The following is a 16,049-nucleotide window of genomic DNA, read 5'->3' as shown; positions in this document are numbered from 1 at the left end:
GCGTTCTGGCACGCCTTGTGCATCTGTGCTGGCACAAGGAGACACGACGACATGAGCTGGCAACCCGAAGTGGACGAGATCGCATACCGCCGCGCACTGGCGGCCAAACTGGGCGGAGAGGACAAGGTGGCGCGGCACAAGGCCGCGGGCAAGCTCACGGTGCGCGAGCGCATCGATGCCTGCACGGACGCGCAGTCCTTCGTGGAGGTGGGCTCGCTCACCGGCTCGGGCCAGTACGACGGCCTGGGCAGGCTGACGGACTTCACGCCCTCCAACCTCATCATGGGGCGGGCGCGCGTGGGCGGGCGGCCCGTGGTCGTGGTGGGTGACGATTTCACGGTGCGCGGCGGCGCCAACGACGGCGCCGTGGGCGACAAGCTGATCTTTGCCGAGAAGATGGCGCACGACCTGCGCCTGCCCATGGTGCGCCTGGTGGACGGCACGGGCGGCGGCGGCTCGGTGCGCAATATCGAGACCAAGGGCTACACCAGCGTGCCCACCATGAAGGTCTGGAGCCAGGTGGTGCAGAACCTGTCCACCGTGCCCGTGGTCTCGCTGGCCCTGGGCTCGGTGGCCGGCATGGGCGCAGCGCGCGTGGCCTCCAGCCATTACTCGGTGATGGTCAAGGAGACCGCCCAGCTGTTCAATGCCGGCCCGCCCGTGGTGGCGCGCATCGGCCAGAACGTGACCAAGAACGAGCTGGGCGGCAGCCAGGTGCACACGCGCAACGGCGTGGTCGATGACGAGGTGGCCACCGAGCAGGAGGCCTTCGAGCGCGTGCGCCGCTTCCTGTCCTACCTGCCATCGTCGGTGTACGAGCTGCCTGCGCGCACCGCGCCGCAGGACGATCCGCGGCGGCGCGACGAATGGCTGCTGTCGGCCATTCCGCGCGATGGCCGCAAGGTCTACAAGATCCGGCCCATCGTCGAATGCCTGGTCGATGAGGGTTCCTTCCTGGAGACGGGCCGCCACTGGGGCCGGGCCATCGTCACCGGGCTGGCGCGCATCGACGGCTGGCCCGTGGCCGTGGTGGCCAGCGACCCGTACTTCTATGGCGGCGGCTGGGACGGCCCCTCGGCCGAGAAGTTCACGCGCTTCGTGGACATGGCCCAGACCTTCCACCTGCCCGTGGTCAACCTGGTGGACATCGCGGGCTTCCAGATCGGCGTGGAGGCCGAGAAGGCCGGCGTCATGCGCTACGGCGTGCGCGCCCTGGCCGCCGTCTACCAGGCCACCGTGCCCTGGTGCAGCATCCTCATCCGCCGCGCCTACGGCGTGGCGGCGGCCGGCCACCAGCACATGGGCCGCTTCAACTTCCGCTATGCCTGGCCCTCGGCCAACTGGGGCTCGCTGCCCATCGAGGGCGGGCTGGAGGTGGCCTACAAGGCCGAGATCGAAGGCGCCGACGACCCCGTGCAAAAGCGCGCCGAGATCGAGCAGCGCGTGCGCAGCCTGACCTCGCCCTTCCGCACGGCCGAGGCCTTCGGCATCGACGAGGTGATCGATCCGCGCGACACGCGCGCCCTGCTCAGCGAATTCGTGGAACTGGCCGCGCCGCTGCGCGAGGCCGGAGCGCCGCAGTTCGGCCTGCGGCCCTGAACGCATAAAAAACCCAAGGAGACAAAGCAATGGCAACCAGACAACCGCGCGCGCCCTCGCGCCGCACCGCCCTGGCCCTGTGCCTGGCGCCGTGCCTGACCCTGTGCGCCGCGACGGCGGCCCAGGCCCAGGCCCCCCAGGAGGACAAATGGCCCACGCGCCCCGTGCGCATCGTGGTCGGCTTTCCTGCAGGCTCGTTCACCGACACCATTGCACGTGCGCTGTCCGAGCCGCTGAGCAAGTCGCTGGGCCAGCCCGTGGTGGTGGAGAACAAGCCCGGCGCCAACGGCGCCATCGGCGTGGGCGAGGTGGCGCGCGCCGCGCCCGACGGCTACACCCTGCTGGTCACCAACTCCAGCAGCATCACCATCAACCCCCAGATCTACAAGAAGATCACCTACCGCGCCAAGGACTTCGCGCCCATCACCATGGTGCTGGATGCGCCCTTCATCCTCACCGTCAACCCCGAGTGGGCGCAGAAGCACCAGATCCGCTCGGCCAAGGACGTGATCGCCTTCGCCAAGGGCCATCCCGACAAGCTCAGCTACGGCTCTGCCGGCCCCGGCAACATCGCCCACCTGGCCTATGCGGCCTGGAGCAACCGCACGGGCGTGAAGACCACGCATGTGCCCTACAAGAGCGCATCGCAGGCCCAGATGGCCGTGCTCAGCGGCGAGCTGGACACGCAGTTCGACACCTGGAGCGCGCTGCCCCACATCGCCAGCGGCAAGCTCGTGGCGCTGGCCGTCACCGCGCCCCGGCGCATGCAGCAGCTGCCCGAGGTGCCCACCATGGCCGAGGCCGGCTATGCCGATTTCGACGTCACCTTCTGGGCCGGCCTGCTGGCGCCCGCGGGCACGCCGCCGGCCATCGTCAACCGGCTCTACGAGGCCTCCAGGGGCGTGCTGCAGGACGCCCGCATCCGCGCCGTGCTCAGCAGCCAGGGCGAGCCCGTGATGATGCCGCCCGCGCCGTTCGGCCAGCGCATCGCCAAGGAGGTCTCGGATTGGGGGCAAGTGATCCAGCGCGAAGCCTTGTCTTTGGATTGATGAGGTACGCATGTCTCTGTTGCAAGCACTGAACCCCCGCTCCGTCGCCATCCTCGGCGCCTCCGACAACCCCATCAAGGCCGGTGGCCGGCCCATCGATTACCTGCGGCGACATGGTTTCGCGGGCCGCATCCTGCCCGTCAATCCCAAGCGCGCCGAGGTCCAGGGCCTGGCCGCCTACCCCTCGCTGCGCGCGCTGCCCGAGGCGCCCGACGCCGTGGTCATCAGCCTGCCCGGCGAGGACGTGGCCGCCGCCATCGACGACTGCGTGGCCGTGGGCGCGCGCCTGGCCGTGATCTATTCGTCCGGCTTTGCGGAGCTGGGCGAGGAGGGCCGCCGGCAGCAGGCCGACCTGGTGGCGCGGGCGCGCCGGTCGCCAGGCGGCGGGCTGCGCCTGTTCGGCCCCAATTGCCAGGGTGTGGCCAACTTCGCCACGGGCGCCATCCTCAACTTCTCGACCATGATCAACGAGAACGCGCCGGCCGACGGCCCCGTGGCCATCGTCAGCCAGAGCGGTGCGGGCGCGGCCATTCTCTACGGCGGCCTGCGCCGCGCGGGCATCGGCGTGCGCTACATGCTGTCCACGGGCAACGAGGCCGATGTCTGTGCGGCCGAAGCCGTGCGCGCCGTGGTCGAGGACGAAGGCATCCGCCTGGTCGTGCTCTACATCGAGACGCTCAGGCAAAGCGCCTGGCTGGCCGAGGCCGCGCGGCTTGCCCATGCGCGCGGCGTCACCATCCTGGCCGTGAAGGCCGGCCGCACGCGCGCAGGCCAGGCCACGGCCAGCTCGCACACGGGCGCGCTGGCGGCCGAGGACGCGCTGGCCGATGCCTTCCTGCGCCAGCACGGCATACCGCGCCTGGCCGACTTCCGCGAGCTGATCGACTACGCGCCGCTGTTCCTGTCCCAGCCCGCGCCGCGCGGTCGCCGCGTGGTCAGCATCAGCAATTCGGGCGCCACCTGCGTGCTGTCGGCCGACGCGGCCGAGGAATACGGCCTGGCCCTGGAGCCGTTCGATGCCGCCACGCTGGACGGCCTGTCCCAGGCCCTGCCGTCCTATGTCACGGCGCGCAATCCCATCGACATGACCACGGCCCTGCTGGGCAGGCCGCAGACCTTTGGCGACACGCTGCGGGCCTTGTCGGGCAGCGGTGCGGCGGACCTCGTTCACGTGGGCTTCCCGATCGGCGGCGAGGGCTATGACTTCGCCGACTTCGCGGGCCAGGCCAGCCGCTTTGCGCGCGATACCGGCGTGCCCATTGCGGTCAGCGTCAACCAGGACTGGGTGGCCCAGGCCTTCCAGGACCAGGGCGTGCCCACCTTCTGGAGCGAACGCGCCGCCATGCGCGGCCTGGCGCTGCTGGCCGAGCAGGCCGGTGGCAGGCAGGCACAGGCGCCGTCTGCCGAGGCATCGGTGCCGGTGGCGGCCTCCCGCTCCCTCACGCTTGACGAGCCCTCCAGCCTGTCCGAACTCGCCCGCGCCGGCCTGCCGGTGATGCGCCATCTGGTCTGCAGGAGCGAGGACGAGGTGCGCGCCGCCATCGAGTCCCTGCCACGGCCCCTGGTGGCCAAGGGCGTGTCCGCCGATCTCTCGCACAAGTCCGAGCATGGCCTGGTGCGGCTGAACATCCGCGAAGCCGGCCAGGCGCTGGCGGCCTTCGGTGATTTCTCGGCCACGCTGGCCCGCCTGGGCGCGGCCGATGGCGGCCTGCTGCTGGGCGCCCAGCACAGGGCCGACTTCGAGCTGGCGCTGGGTGCCCATGTGGATGCCGAGTTCGGCGTGGTGGTCATGGTCGGCCAGGGCGGCGTGCTGGTGGAGGCGCTCAGGGACGTGCAATTCCTCGTGGCTCCCTTCAGTGCGCGGCAGGCGCTGGATGCCCTTGCGCGCCTGTCCATCGCCCTGGCCTTTGCGGCCGTGCGCGGCATGCCGGCCGTGGAGCTGGACGCCGTGGCCGCCATGATGGTGCGGCTGGGCGACTGGATGCTGGCCCAGGGCGGGCGCGTGCAGTCGGTCGATGCCAATCCCGTGCTCGTGGCGCGTGGCGCGCAGGCGCCGGTCATCGTCGATGCGGTGGTGGCCGTGGCCGCCGCGCCAGCGGTCTCCTCGGAGGCGGCATGAGCGGCGCCCCGCACCCCATCCGCCGCGTGCTGGTCGCCAACCGGGGCGCCGTGGCCGCGCGCGTGATCCGCACGCTGCGGCGCATGGGCCTCGAATCCGTGGCCGTGTACTCCGAGGCCGATGCCGGCCTGCCCTATGTGCGCGCGGCCGACCAGTCCGTATGCATAGGCCCTGCGCCCGCCGCGCAAAGCTATCTGGACCAGGCGCGGCTGCTGCAGGTGGCGCGCGAGACCGGCGCCGATGCCGTGCACCCGGGCTACGGCTTTCTCTCCGAGAACGCGGACTTCGCCGAGGCCGTGCAGCGCCAGGGCCTGTGCTTCATCGGCCCCTCGCCGCACTGGATACGCACGCTGGGCCACAAGACCCAGGCGCGGGCCTTCATGGCCGCCCAGGGCATGCCGCAGGCGGCCAGCTCGGCCGTGCTGCACAGCGTGCAGGAGGCGCAGGCGGAGGCGGCGCGCATCGGCTTTCCCGTGCTGGTCAAGCCCGCAGGCGGGGGCGGCGGCATCGGCATGCTGCCCGCGCACGATGCCCCGCAGCTGGAGGCCGCCTGGTCCAAGGCCAGCGGCATTGCCGCCAAGTACTTCGGCACGGCCGAGCTGTACCTGGAAAAGCTGATCGAGGCGCCGCGCCACATCGAGTTCCAGGTGCTGGCCGACCGCCATGGCGAGGTGCGCGTGCTGTTCGAGCGCGACTGCTCGGTGCAGCGCCGCCACCAGAAGGTGGTGGAAGAGGCCCGCCCCGCAGGCATTCCCGCGCAGGCCCTGGCCGACATGCGGCAACTGCTGGCCGGCCTGCTGGCGCGCACGGGCTATGACGTGATCGGCACCGTGGAGATGCTCTACACGCCGCAGCACGGCTTTGTCTTCCTGGAGATGAACACGCGGCTGCAGGTCGAGCATGCGGTGACCGAGGAGATCACGGGCATCGACATCGTCGAGGCCCAGATACGCCTGGCCGCCGGCGAGCGCATGCGGGAGGTGCTGCCCGCCGAACCCGTGGCCCGCGGCCATGCCATCGAGGCGCGCATCTATGCCGAAGACCCCGTGCGCTTCCTGCCCTCGCCGGGGCGCCTGGACCGCTTCGAGATGCCCCAGGGCGAAGGCCTGCGCGTGGAGACCGGCTATGCCCAGGGCTGCAGCGTCACGCCCTTCTACGACCCCATGGTCGCCAAGCTCGTGGCCCATGGCAGCGACCGCACCCAGGCCATCGCACGGCTGCGCCAGGCACTGGCGCAGACCCGCATCGAGGGCGTGAAGACCAACATCCCCTTCATCGAACGCATCCTGGGCCACGCCGATTTCCTGGACCTGCGCATCGACACCGGCATCGCCCAGCGCGTGCTGGCCCACCTTTGAAAGCCCTACCCATGACCACCACCCCGAACATGATCACAAGCCCCATCGCCGGCCTCGTGGCCGCTGTGGAAGCCGCCGAAGGCGGCACCGTCGCCCTGGGCGACACCCTCATCATCGTGGAGTCCATGAAGATGGAGATTCCCGTGGAAAGCGAGGTGGCAGGCGTCGTGCGCCGCATGCTCGTGGCCGTGGGCGAGCCGGTGGCCGAAGGCCAGGCGATTGCGGAGATCGGATGAACGCCGTTGGAATCTCCACCGCCCCGGACCTGGAGGCCGCCGCGCTGGCGCGCGGCTACTTCGGCATCGACGTGCCCTTCATGTCCCATATCGGCCTGGAGCCCGTGAGCCTGGCACCCGGCCTGGCGCGCACGCGGCTGCCCATGCGTCCGCACCTGGCCAACAGCCGGGGGCATGGCCATGGCGGCGCGCTGATGAGTGCGCTGGACTTCACGCTGAGCGCGGCCGCGCGCTCGTCCAACCCGCTGGGGCTGGGCGTGGTGACCATCGAGATGAGCACGCATTTCCTCGCCTCGGCCACCACCGACCTGCTGATCGAGGCGCGCGTGCTGCGCGCAGGCGCGCGCACCGTGTTCTGCGAGGGCAATGTGCTGGACAGCGCGGGCCAGGCCGTGTGCACGGCGCGGGCCGTGTTCAAGCTGATCGCGCTGTAGCCTGGCTTCAGGCGCCTTCGCCTTCGGGCGCCGGCGGCAGCAGGTGCTGGCCGATCTGCTGCCAGGCCTTGGCCGCGTCATGCTGGCCGCCGAACATGTGGCAGCTGGCGGCCGTCATGGCCAGGCGGCCGTTTTCGGGTTCCAGGTCGAACGCCAGCTCGCATTGCGCGGCGGCGTTGCGCCACATCACCACGGCGTCTGGCGATTCTTCCTTTTGCAGCGCATGGGCTTCTGCCATCCAGGCCTGGGCCAGGCGAAACGCGCCCTCGGCCTGGTCGGGGTCGGCCTTGTGGGCCAGGTAGAAGTGCTTGCCGGCCTGCTGCCACAGCGCCCGGGCCTGGGCGAAATCCTGGGTGGCGGCCCGCTGTGCCTGGGCCACCAGGGCATTGCCTTCGGCCAGCAGCGTTGCGTAGGAGGAGGGGGCGTCTTGCGTCATGGGGCGCCATTGTGCCGCCGCTCCGGTGCCTGTGTTCAGGCCGGGGAATCGCGCGGCGGGCTCGGGCTGTCGGGCAGTTCCAGGCCGATGCGCGTGAAGCCGCCTTCGGACTCGGCAAAGCAGCGCCCGCCGTGCATGCGCGCGATGGCGGCCACGATGGCCAGGCCCAGGCCATGGTTGCGGTCGGCCTGGCTGCGCGCGGCGTCGGCGCGGTAGAAGCGGTCGAACAGGCGCGGCAGGTCGGCGGGAGCTATGGTCGGGCCCCGGTTGAGCACCGCCAGCGCCACGTCACCGGCGCCACCGTGGTGGGCACAGGGCCGAGCGCCTATCTGCACGGTGATGGTGGAGCCGCGCTGTGCATAGCGTGTGGCATTGCCCAGCAGGTTGGACAGCGCCCGGCGCAGCAGCCGCGCATCGACCTCGGCGGCCGCGTCGCCCTGGACGACGACCTGCAGGTCGGCCTCCTGCAGCGCGGCCTCGTGGAAGTCGATGACCTCATGGGCCAGCGCGGCCAGGCTGGCCCAGGGCGCCAGGCGCGCGCCCTGGCCCCGGTCGGCCTGGGAGAGAAACAGCATGTCGGCCACGATGCCGGCCATGCGCCGCAGGTCCTCCAGGTTGGAGGCCAGCACCTCGCGCAGCTCGGCCTCGCTGCGCGGCTTGCGCAGGGCCAGCTCGCAGCTGCTGATCAGCGTGGTCAGCGGCGTGTTCAGCTCATGGGCCACGTCGGCATTGAAGGCCTCCATCTGCCGGTAGGCCACGGCCAGCCGTTCCAGCAGGGCGTTGAATTGCGCGATCAGCGGGCGCAACTCCTGCGGCTGTCCGCTGTCGTCCAGGCGCCGCTGCAGGTCCTGGGCCGACAGCTTGCGCGTCTGCTCGGTCAGTTCGCGCAGCGGCGCCAGGCCCAGGCGCACCAGCCAGATGCCGGTCAACGACACCAGCAGCGCGCCGCCCACGGCAGCCAGGGCCAGCGTCCAGGCCAGCAGGGACAGCTGCCGGTCATCGTCGGCGCGGTCCAGGGTGAGCTGGGCCTGTGCATGCTGGCCACTGTCGGCCAGCACCACCTCGAAGCTGCGCTGCAGCGTGCGGCCCGGCGTCTTGGGAATGCGCAGGCGCTCGTAGATCACGCGGCCCTGCAGGTCGGTGATGCGCAGCGACATCTCGTCCAGGCCCGTGAGAAAGTCGTCCAGCATGTGGGCCAGACCGGCCTCGTTGTGGGCGCTGCGGCTTTCCGTCATCAGGTGCAGCACGGCCTGCTGCTTGAGGTCCAGCGTCTCGTGCTGGTGCTGCTCCAGCGTCATCGAGGCCACCCCGTAGACGGCCGCGCACACCAGGCCCAGGCCCAGCATGGTCTGCAGCGCCAGCCAGCGCGACAGGCGCCGGCCCAGGTGGGGAATGTCGGCGGCGGGAGGTGCGGCAGGGGCGGCGCTCACGGTGCGCGCGACTCCAGCACATAGCCCATGCCGCGCACCGTGTGCAGCAGGGGCTGCTCGAAGGGCTGGTCCAGCTTCAGGCGCAGGCGGCGCACGGCGACCTCGACCACGTTGGTCTCGCTGTCGAAGTTCATGTCCCAGACCTGGGAGGCCAGCTCGGTGCGCGACAGCACCTCGCCCTGGCGGCGCAGCAGCAGGCTCAGCAGGTTGAATTCCTTGGCCGTGAGGTCCAGGCGCTGGCCGGCGCGCGTGGCGCGTCGGCGGATCAGGTCCAGCTCCAGGTCAGCCATGCGCAGCATGGTGGCCTCGGCCGCCGGATGCGCCGTGCCGACACTGCGGCGCAGCAGCACATGCATGCGCGCCACCAGTTCGGAGAAGGCAAAGGGCTTGACCAGGTAGTCGTCGGCACCGCCCTGCAGGCCGCGCACGCGGTCCTCCACCTGGCCGCGCGCCGTCAGCATCAGCACCGGCGTCTGGCGCGACTGGCGCAGCGCCGCCAGCACGGCCAGGCCGTCGATGCCGGGCAGCATGCCGTCGAGCACGATGAGGTCGTAGGCCAGCTCGGTGGCCAGGTGCAGGCCGTCGATGCCGTCGTGCGCGACATCGACCACGAACCCCTCCTCGGTCAGGCCCTTGCGGAGGTAGTCGGCCAGCTTGATTTCGTCTTCGATGACCAGGACTTTCATGCAGAGCATTGTCGGGGAAGGGCATGGTTTGCCAAGATGACAAATTTGTCATGTGCCCGACAGCCACAGGTCGCCGCACGGCCCTAGACTCGCCGGCTTGGGGGAGTCGTGGCTGTGGGCAAACGCCATGCACGACAATCCCGCACCTGTCCCATGCCCTCCTCCATGACCCGGCCCCGTCTCGCCGCCCTCGCCGTCCTCGTGATCGCGCTGCTGTTCCAGTGGAGCTGGATGGCGGCCGCTGCGCTGTGCCGGCACGACGGGCATGAGACCCGGCACTTCGGCCACCATGTCCACGGCGTGAGCCTGCATGGCATGGGCGCCGAGCGCCATGCCAACGCAGATCCGGGCGCTGGCGCCGAACCGGGGCAACCGGCAAAGAAGTCGGACCAGGGCCAGCCGTCGTCGCTCAGCGTCGATTGCTCCATGTGCCATGCCTGGGTGGCCGTCGCCACCCACTACGCCAAGGCCGCGCCGGTGGCGCCTCCCCCCATGCCATTTGCCGAGCCGCTGCGCCGCCATGCCTCGGCCGTACTGCTGCGCCCCGATCGGCCCCGCTGGCAGGGCTGACGCCCCCTGCAGCCGCCGGCCGGGCATGGCCCTGTTTCTGCCCCGGACCGGCATTCCCCTGAAATCCCCTCGCGCTCAGCGGCCATGGGCCGTGCGCGCCCGCCGCAGCGGCCTGACCGGCTGATGAACGGTCAGGCCTGACCTGCGCGCGGGCAAGGAGTCCGTGTATGTCTTTCCCTTCGTCCTTTCCGTCGAGGACGGCTTCCCACGCACCATGGAGCGCCTGGCCCGGGCCGCGTGCCCTGCTGGTGATGGCCGTGCTGACCGCTTGCGGCGCCGTGCAGGCGGGCGAGCCTGCCGATGCGGCTGCGCCATCTGCAGCCGCTGTTTCCGAGTCCACACCGGCCGGCCCGCCGCTGGATCTGCAGCAGGCCCTGGCCCTGGCGCTGGACGGCAACCCCGGCCTGCGTGCGGCCCGCCGTGCGCTGGAGGCCAGCGATGGCGCCGTGCTCCAAAGCCGTGCCCGGCCCAACCCCGAGCTGGCCTGGTCGCAGGAGGACACGCGCCGCAGCACCCGCACACTGACCGTGCAGCTGAACCAGACCCTGGAAGTGGGCGGCAAGCGCGAGGCCCGCATGCGCGTGGCCGAGCGCGGGCGCGACCTGGCGCAGGCCGAGCTGGCGAGGGCCGAGGCTGCGCTGCGCGCCGACGTGGGCACGGCCTTCTTCGGCGTGCTGGCTGCGCAGCAGCGCGTGGTCCTGGCCGGGCAGACGCTGGAGATCGCCAGCAGCGCGCGCGAGGCCGCAGCCCGGCGCGTGGCGGCCGGCAAGGTGGCGCCGCTGGAGGAAACCCGGGCCCGCGTGGCCGAATCCGGCGCCCGCCTGGAGCAGGCCCAGGCCCGCTCGGGCCTGCGCGTGGCGCGCGGCCAGCTGCAGGCGCTGTGGGGCGAGCGAGTGCGCCCCTTCGGCCAGGCCGAGGGCGCGGTGGACGCCCTGCCCCAGCTGCCTGAGCTGGCAGCCCTGCAGCAGCGCATCGAACAGGCTCCCGCCGTGCTGCGTGCGCGCCAGGCGCTGGAGCAAAGCCGCGCCACGGCCGACCTGGAGCGTGCGCGGCGCCTGCCCGATCCCACCGTCAGCCTGGGCGTCAAGCGCGCCACCGAAGTCGGGCGCAACCAGCTCGTGGTCGGCGTCTCCGTGCCCCTGCCCGTGCTCGACAGCAACCGGGGCAACCAGCTGCAGGCCCTGCGCCTGGCCGATCAGGCCGAGGAGCAGTTGCTGGCCACGCGCGTTCAGCTGCAGGCCCAGCTGTTCGAGGCGCGCGAGCTGCTGCAGGCCAGCCGCGAGCAGGCGCGCCAGCTGGCCGAGGAGGTGCTGCCCACGGCGCGCACGGCCTACGAGCTGGCCTCGCGCGGGTTTGCGCTGGGCAAGTTCGGCTACCTCGACGTGCTGGACGCACAACGCACCTGGTCCGAGGCGCGCAGCCAGTACCTGGACCAGCTGCTGGCCACCCACCGCGCCGCCGCCGACATCGACCGCCTGCTGGGCACCGAATCCGGCCTCTGATTCCGATAGCAACCTGATTGCATCCAGACCATGAACACCAAGCCCTCCTCCTCCCCCCTCGGACCGCGCCGCACCCTCGTGGCCATTGCCGTCATCCTGGCCCTGGGCGCGCTGGCCGCCACGCTGATCCTGCGCAGCGGCACGCCAGGCGCTGCCAAGGCCGACAGCCATGGCCACGGCCACAGCGAGGCCGCAGGCCATGCCGATGGCGAGCACCACGGTGCCACCGCCGCCGCAGCGGCCGATGGCCACAAGCACGACGAAGGCCATGCCGACGATGAACACCATGAAGACTCCAAGGCGGAAAAAGCCGAGGCCAAGCCTGCGGCCCAACCTGCCGCCAAACCGGCTGCAGAAGCCGGCCATGGCGACGACGAAGGCCTGATCGCCATGGACGCGCAGCGCATGCAGGCGGCCGGCGTGCGCCTGGCCGAGGCCGGTCCGGCCACCGTGCGCTCCGTGCTGCAACTGCCCGGGGAGATCCGCTTCAACGAAGACCGCACGGCCCACGTCGTGCCGCGCGTGGCCGGCATTGCCGAGAGCGTTCCCGCCAACCTGGGCCAGAACGTGAAGAAGGGCCAGCTGCTGGCCGTGCTCAGCAGCGCCGCCGTGTCCGAGCAGCGCAGCGAACTGCTGGCCGCCAGCAAGCGCCTGGAGCTGGCCCGCACCACCTACGCACGTGAAAAGCAGCTGTGGGAGGAAAAGGTCTCGGCCGAGCAGGACTACCTGCAGGCGCGCCAGGCACTGCGCGAGGCCGAGATCGCCGTCTCCAACGCCCAGCAGAAGCTGGCCGCCACGGGCGCCGGTGCCGGCGGTGGTGCGGGCGGGCTCAACCGCTTCGAGCTGCGCGCGCCGTTTGACGGCGTGATCGTGGAAAAGCACCTGTCCGTGGGCGAGGCCGTGCAGGACACCACTCAGGTCTTCACCATCTCCGACCTGCGCAGCGTCTGGGCCGAGATGCGCGTGGCCGCGCCCGACCTGCCCGCCGTGCGCGTGGGCGAGAAGGCCACGGTGCGCGCCACGGCCTTCGACTCCTCGGCCACGGGCGAGGTGGCCTATGTGGGCGCACTGATCGGCCAGGACACGCGCACGGCCCCCGCGCGCATCACCCTGCCCAACCCCGACGGCGTGTGGCGCCCGGGCCTGTTCGTGAATGTGGAGCTGACGGCATCGTCCCGGCAGGCGCCGCTGGCCGTGGCAGCGCAGGCACTGCAGAAGATGGAGCAGCAGACCGTGGTCTTCGTGCCCGTGCAGGGCGGTTTCCGCGCCCAGCCCGTGCGCGTGGGCCGCAGCGACGGCAAGGCCACAGAGGTGCTCGAAGGCCTCAAGCCCGGCCAATCCTACGTGGCCGAGGGCAGCTTCATGCTCAAGGCCGAGCTGGGCAAGGCCAGCGCTGAACACAGCCACTGATCGGAGAGTCCATGTTTGAACGCATCATCCGATTCGCCATAGAGCAGCGCTGGCTGGTCCTGCTGGCCGTGCTGGCCATGGCGGGCCTTGGCATCTACAACTACCAGCGCCTGCCCATCGACGCCGTGCCCGACATCACCAATGTCCAGGTGCAGATCAACACCCAGGCCAGCGGCTACTCGCCGCTGGAGACCGAGCAGCGCGTCACCTATCCCATAGAGACGGTGATGGCCGGCCTGCCCCATCTGGAGCAGACGCGCTCGCTGTCGCGCTACGGCCTGTCCCAGGTCACCGTGGTGTTCAAGGACGGCACGGACATCTACTTCGCGCGGCAGCTGGTGGGCGAGCGCATACAGCAGGCGCGCGACAGCCTGCCTGCCGGCATCACGCCCACGCTGGGCCCCATCTCCACGGGCCTGGGCGAGATCTACCTGTGGACCGTGGAGGCCGAGGACGATGCGAAAAAGCCCGACGGCACGCCCTACACCCCCATGGACCTGCGCGAGATCCAGGACTGGGTCATCAAGCCGCAGCTGCGCAACGTGCCCGGCGTCACCGAGATCAACTCCATCGGCGGCTACGCCAAGGAGTACCTGGTGGCGCCAGCGCCCGAGAAGCTGGCGGCCTACGGCTTCACGCTGGCCGACATCGTCACCGCCCTGCAGCGCAACAACAGCAACGTGGGTGCGGGCTATATCGAGCGCCAGGGCGAGCAGTACCTGATCCGCGCGCCGGGCCAGGTCGGCGGCATCGCCGACATCCGCGAGGTCATCGTGGGCTCGGCCCAGGGCCAGCCCATCCGCATCCGCGACCTGGCCGAGGTAGGGCTGGGCCAGGAGCTGCGCACGGGCGCGGCCACCGACAACGGCCGCGAGGTGGTGCTGGGCACGGTGTTCATGCTGATCGGCGAGAACAGCCGCACCGTCTCGCGCGCCGTGGACCAGCGCATGGCCGAGATCAACCGGGGCCTGCCCCCGGGCGTCAAGGCCATCACCGTCTACGACCGCACCAACCTGGTGGACAAGGCCATCGCCACGGTCAAGAAGAACCTGGTGGAGGGCGCGGCCCTGGTGGTGGTCATCCTCTTCCTGTTCCTGGGCAACCTGCGCGCGGCGCTGATCACGGCGCTGATCATCCCGCTGTCCATGCTGTTCACCTTCACGGGCATGGTGCACTACAAGGTCAGCGCCAACCTCATGAGCCTGGGGGCGCTGGACTTCGGCATCATCATCGACGGGGCCGTGGTCATCGTGGAGAACTGCGTGCGCCGCCTGGCCCATGCGCAGGAGGCGCGCGGAAGGTCGCTGACGCGCAGCGAACGCTTCCATGAAGTCTTCGCCGCCGCGAAGGAAGCGCGCCGCCCGCTGCTGTTCGGCCAGCTCATCATCATGGTGGTCTACCTGCCCATCTTCGCGCTCACGGGCGTGGAGGGCAAGATGTTCCATCCCATGGCGCTGACGGTGGTCATCGCGCTGGCCGGCGCCATGCTGCTGTCCATCACCTTCATCCCGGCGGCGATTGCGCTGTTCATGGGCGACAAGGTGGCCGAGAAGGAAAACCGCCTCATGGGCTGGGCGCGCCGCGGCTATGCGCCCGTGCTGGCGCGCGTCATGGCCGCGCCCGCCGTGGTGCTCACGGCCGCCGCCGTGGCCGTGGCGCTGAGCCTGCTGCTGGCCACGCGCCTGGGCAGCGAGTTCGCGCCCAACCTCAACGAGGGGGACTTCGCCATCCAGGCGCTGCGCATCCCCGGCACCAGCCTTACGCAGTCGCTGGAAATGCAGATGCAGATCGAGAAGGCGCTCAAGAAGGAGTTCCCCGAGATCGACCGCGTGTTCGCGCGCACCGGCACGGCCGAGATCGCCTCCGACCCCATGCCGCCCAACATCTCCGACGGCTACATCATGCTGAAAGCCCGCAGCGAGTGGCCCGACCCGGCGCGCCCGCGCGATGAGCTGCTGGCCGCCGTGCAGGCGTCGGTGGACCGCATCCCTGGCAACAACTACGAGTTCTCCCAGCCCATCCAGCTGCGCTTCAACGAGCTGATCTCGGGCGTGCGCAGCGACGTGGCCGTGAAGATCTTCGGCGACGACATGGCCGTGCTGGAGAAAAGCGCCCAGACCGTGGCCGGCATGCTGCAGCAGATTTCGGGCGCCTCCGAGGTCAAGGTCGAGCAGACCACGGGCCTGCCCATGCTCACCGTGCAGATCGACCGCGAAAAGGCCTCGCGCTACGGCCTGAACATGGGCGATGTGCAGGACGCCATCAGCACCGCCATGGGCGGCACCGAGGCGGGCACGGTATTCCAGGGCGACCGGCGCTTCGACATCCAGGTGCGCCTGCCGGACGCCGTGCGCAACGACCTGCAGGCCCTGAGCCGCCTGCCCATCGCCCTGCCGCGCGGGGCGGACGGGCGCATCGGCTTCGTGCCGCTGTCGGCCGTGGCCACGTTCGAGACCGCGCCCGGCCCCAACCAGGTCAGCCGCGAAGACGGCAAGCGCCGCATCGTGGTCAGCGCCAATGTGCGCGGGCGCGACATGGGCTCCTTCGTGGGCGAGGCACAGCAAAAGCTGCAAGGCCTGTCGCTGCCGCCCGGCTACTGGACGCGCTGGGGCGGCACCTTCGAGAACCTGGAGTCGGCCACGCGCCGCCTGCAGATCGTCGTGCCCGTGGCGCTGCTCATGGTCTTCGTGCTGCTGTTCGCCATGTTCGGCAATGTGCGCGACGGGCTGGTGGTCTTCACGGGCATTCCGTTCGCGCTCACGGGCGGCATCCTGGCGCTGTGGCTGCGCGACATACCGCTGTCCATCTCGGCGGCGGTGGGCTTCATCGCGCTGTCGGGCGTGGCCGTGCTCAACGGCCTGGTCATGATCTCCTGGATCAGAACCTTGCGCGAACAGGGCGCCAGCGTGCCCGACGCCGTGACCGAGGGCGCGCTCACCCGGCTGCGCCCCGTGCTGATGACGGCCCTGGTCGCCTCGCTGGGCTTCGTGCCCATGGCGATTGCCACGGGCACGGGCGCCGAGGTGCAGCGGCCGCTGGCCACGGTGGTGATCGGCGGCATCCTGTCGTCCACGCTGCTGACCTTGCTGGTGCTGCCGCTGCTGTACCGGCTGGTGCATCGCAACGATCCGTCGGAGGGAATGCAAGGGCAGGAGGGACAGCCCGACAGCGAGGGCAAGGGCGCCGTGGCCGCCTGACGGCCAAGCCGCTCCACGAAGGC

The 16,049-nt window shown here is 70.8% G+C and carries 13 protein-coding genes; 10 read left to right on the top strand and 3 right to left on the bottom strand.

All coding sequences use genetic code 11. The features are described 5' to 3' along the window. Positions 1 to 51: 51 nt before the first annotated feature. From DACI_RS05575 to DACI_RS05550, 6 genes are read left to right on the top strand one after another with little or no spacing between them, the layout of a single operon-like run. Positions 52 to 1,599: an acyl-CoA carboxylase subunit beta gene (locus tag DACI_RS05575; protein WP_012203030.1), complete on the top strand. Its 1,548-nt coding sequence runs from the start codon at positions 52 to 54 to the stop codon at positions 1,597 to 1,599. 29 nt (positions 1,600 to 1,628) lie between these two features. Then, positions 1,629 to 2,648: a tripartite tricarboxylate transporter substrate binding protein gene (locus tag DACI_RS05570; RefSeq protein ID WP_012203029.1), complete on the top strand. Its 1,020-nt coding sequence runs from the start codon at positions 1,629 to 1,631 to the stop codon at positions 2,646 to 2,648. Positions 2,649 to 2,658: 10 nt separating this feature from the next. Continuing rightward, on the top strand, positions 2,659 to 4,767 hold the full coding sequence (locus DACI_RS05565) for an acetate--CoA ligase family protein (protein WP_012203028.1): 2,109 nt from the start codon (positions 2,659 to 2,661) through the stop codon (positions 4,765 to 4,767). Continuing rightward, a complete protein-coding gene (locus DACI_RS05560; RefSeq protein ID WP_012203027.1) occupies positions 4,764 to 6,125 on the top strand; it encodes an acetyl-CoA carboxylase biotin carboxylase subunit in 1,362 nt (453 codons plus the stop codon). The genes DACI_RS05565 and DACI_RS05560 overlap by 4 nt, the downstream gene beginning before the upstream one ends. An 11-nt stretch (positions 6,126 to 6,136) precedes the next feature. Further along, entirely contained in the window at positions 6,137 to 6,361 is a 225-nt protein-coding gene (locus DACI_RS05555; RefSeq protein ID WP_012203026.1) for an acetyl-CoA carboxylase biotin carboxyl carrier protein subunit, read from the top strand. Next, entirely contained in the window at positions 6,358 to 6,795 is a 438-nt protein-coding gene (locus DACI_RS05550) for a PaaI family thioesterase (protein WP_012203025.1), read from the top strand. The genes DACI_RS05555 and DACI_RS05550 overlap by 4 nt, the downstream gene beginning before the upstream one ends. A gap of 7 nt (positions 6,796 to 6,802) precedes the next feature. Here DACI_RS05550 and DACI_RS05545 read toward each other — a convergent pair whose 3' ends face one another. The 3 genes from DACI_RS05545 to DACI_RS05535 are packed head-to-tail and all read right to left on the bottom strand — an operon-like array spanning position 6,803 to position 9,347. Next, positions 6,803 to 7,231, bottom strand: a complete 429-nt coding sequence (locus DACI_RS05545; protein WP_012203024.1) for a hypothetical protein — start codon at positions 7,229 to 7,231, stop codon at positions 6,803 to 6,805. A gap of 35 nt (positions 7,232 to 7,266) precedes the next feature. Further along, on the bottom strand, positions 7,267 to 8,661 hold the full coding sequence (locus DACI_RS05540) for a heavy metal sensor histidine kinase (RefSeq protein WP_012203023.1): 1,395 nt from the start codon (positions 8,659 to 8,661) through the stop codon (positions 7,267 to 7,269). After that, on the bottom strand, positions 8,658 to 9,347 hold the full coding sequence (locus DACI_RS05535) for a heavy metal response regulator transcription factor (RefSeq protein WP_169807217.1): 690 nt from the start codon (positions 9,345 to 9,347) through the stop codon (positions 8,658 to 8,660). The genes DACI_RS05540 and DACI_RS05535 overlap by 4 nt, the downstream gene beginning before the upstream one ends. Before the next feature lie 153 nt (positions 9,348 to 9,500). Between DACI_RS05535 and DACI_RS05530 the strand changes: the two genes are divergently transcribed. The 4 genes from DACI_RS05530 to DACI_RS05515 all read left to right on the top strand — a co-directional run bounded on the left by DACI_RS05530 (position 9,501) and on the right by DACI_RS05515 (position 16,026). Next, positions 9,501 to 9,917, top strand: coding sequence for a hypothetical protein (locus DACI_RS05530; RefSeq protein WP_012203021.1), 417 nt, complete (start codon positions 9,501 to 9,503; stop codon positions 9,915 to 9,917). Positions 9,918 to 10,084: 167 nt separating this feature from the next. Further along, the gene (locus tag DACI_RS05525) at positions 10,085 to 11,419 is read left to right on the top strand and encodes a TolC family protein (protein WP_012203020.1); all 1,335 of its coding nucleotides are present in this window, start codon (positions 10,085 to 10,087) and stop codon (positions 11,417 to 11,419) included. Between the two features lie 30 nt (positions 11,420 to 11,449). After that, complete coding sequence (locus DACI_RS05520; protein ID WP_012203019.1) at positions 11,450 to 12,829, top strand: efflux RND transporter periplasmic adaptor subunit; 1,380 nt, start codon at positions 11,450 to 11,452, stop codon at positions 12,827 to 12,829. A gap of 11 nt (positions 12,830 to 12,840) precedes the next feature. Beyond that, the gene (locus DACI_RS05515) at positions 12,841 to 16,026 is read left to right on the top strand and encodes a CusA/CzcA family heavy metal efflux RND transporter (protein ID WP_012203018.1); all 3,186 of its coding nucleotides are present in this window, start codon (positions 12,841 to 12,843) and stop codon (positions 16,024 to 16,026) included. The last annotated feature ends 23 nt before the right edge of the window (positions 16,027 to 16,049 follow it).

The sequence above is a fragment of the Delftia acidovorans SPH-1 genome, from assembly GCF_000018665.1.
In the GTDB taxonomy this organism is placed as follows: Bacteria; Pseudomonadota; Gammaproteobacteria; order Burkholderiales; family Burkholderiaceae_C; genus Comamonas; species Comamonas acidovorans.
This window is presented reverse-complemented; position numbering and strand designations above follow the sequence as displayed.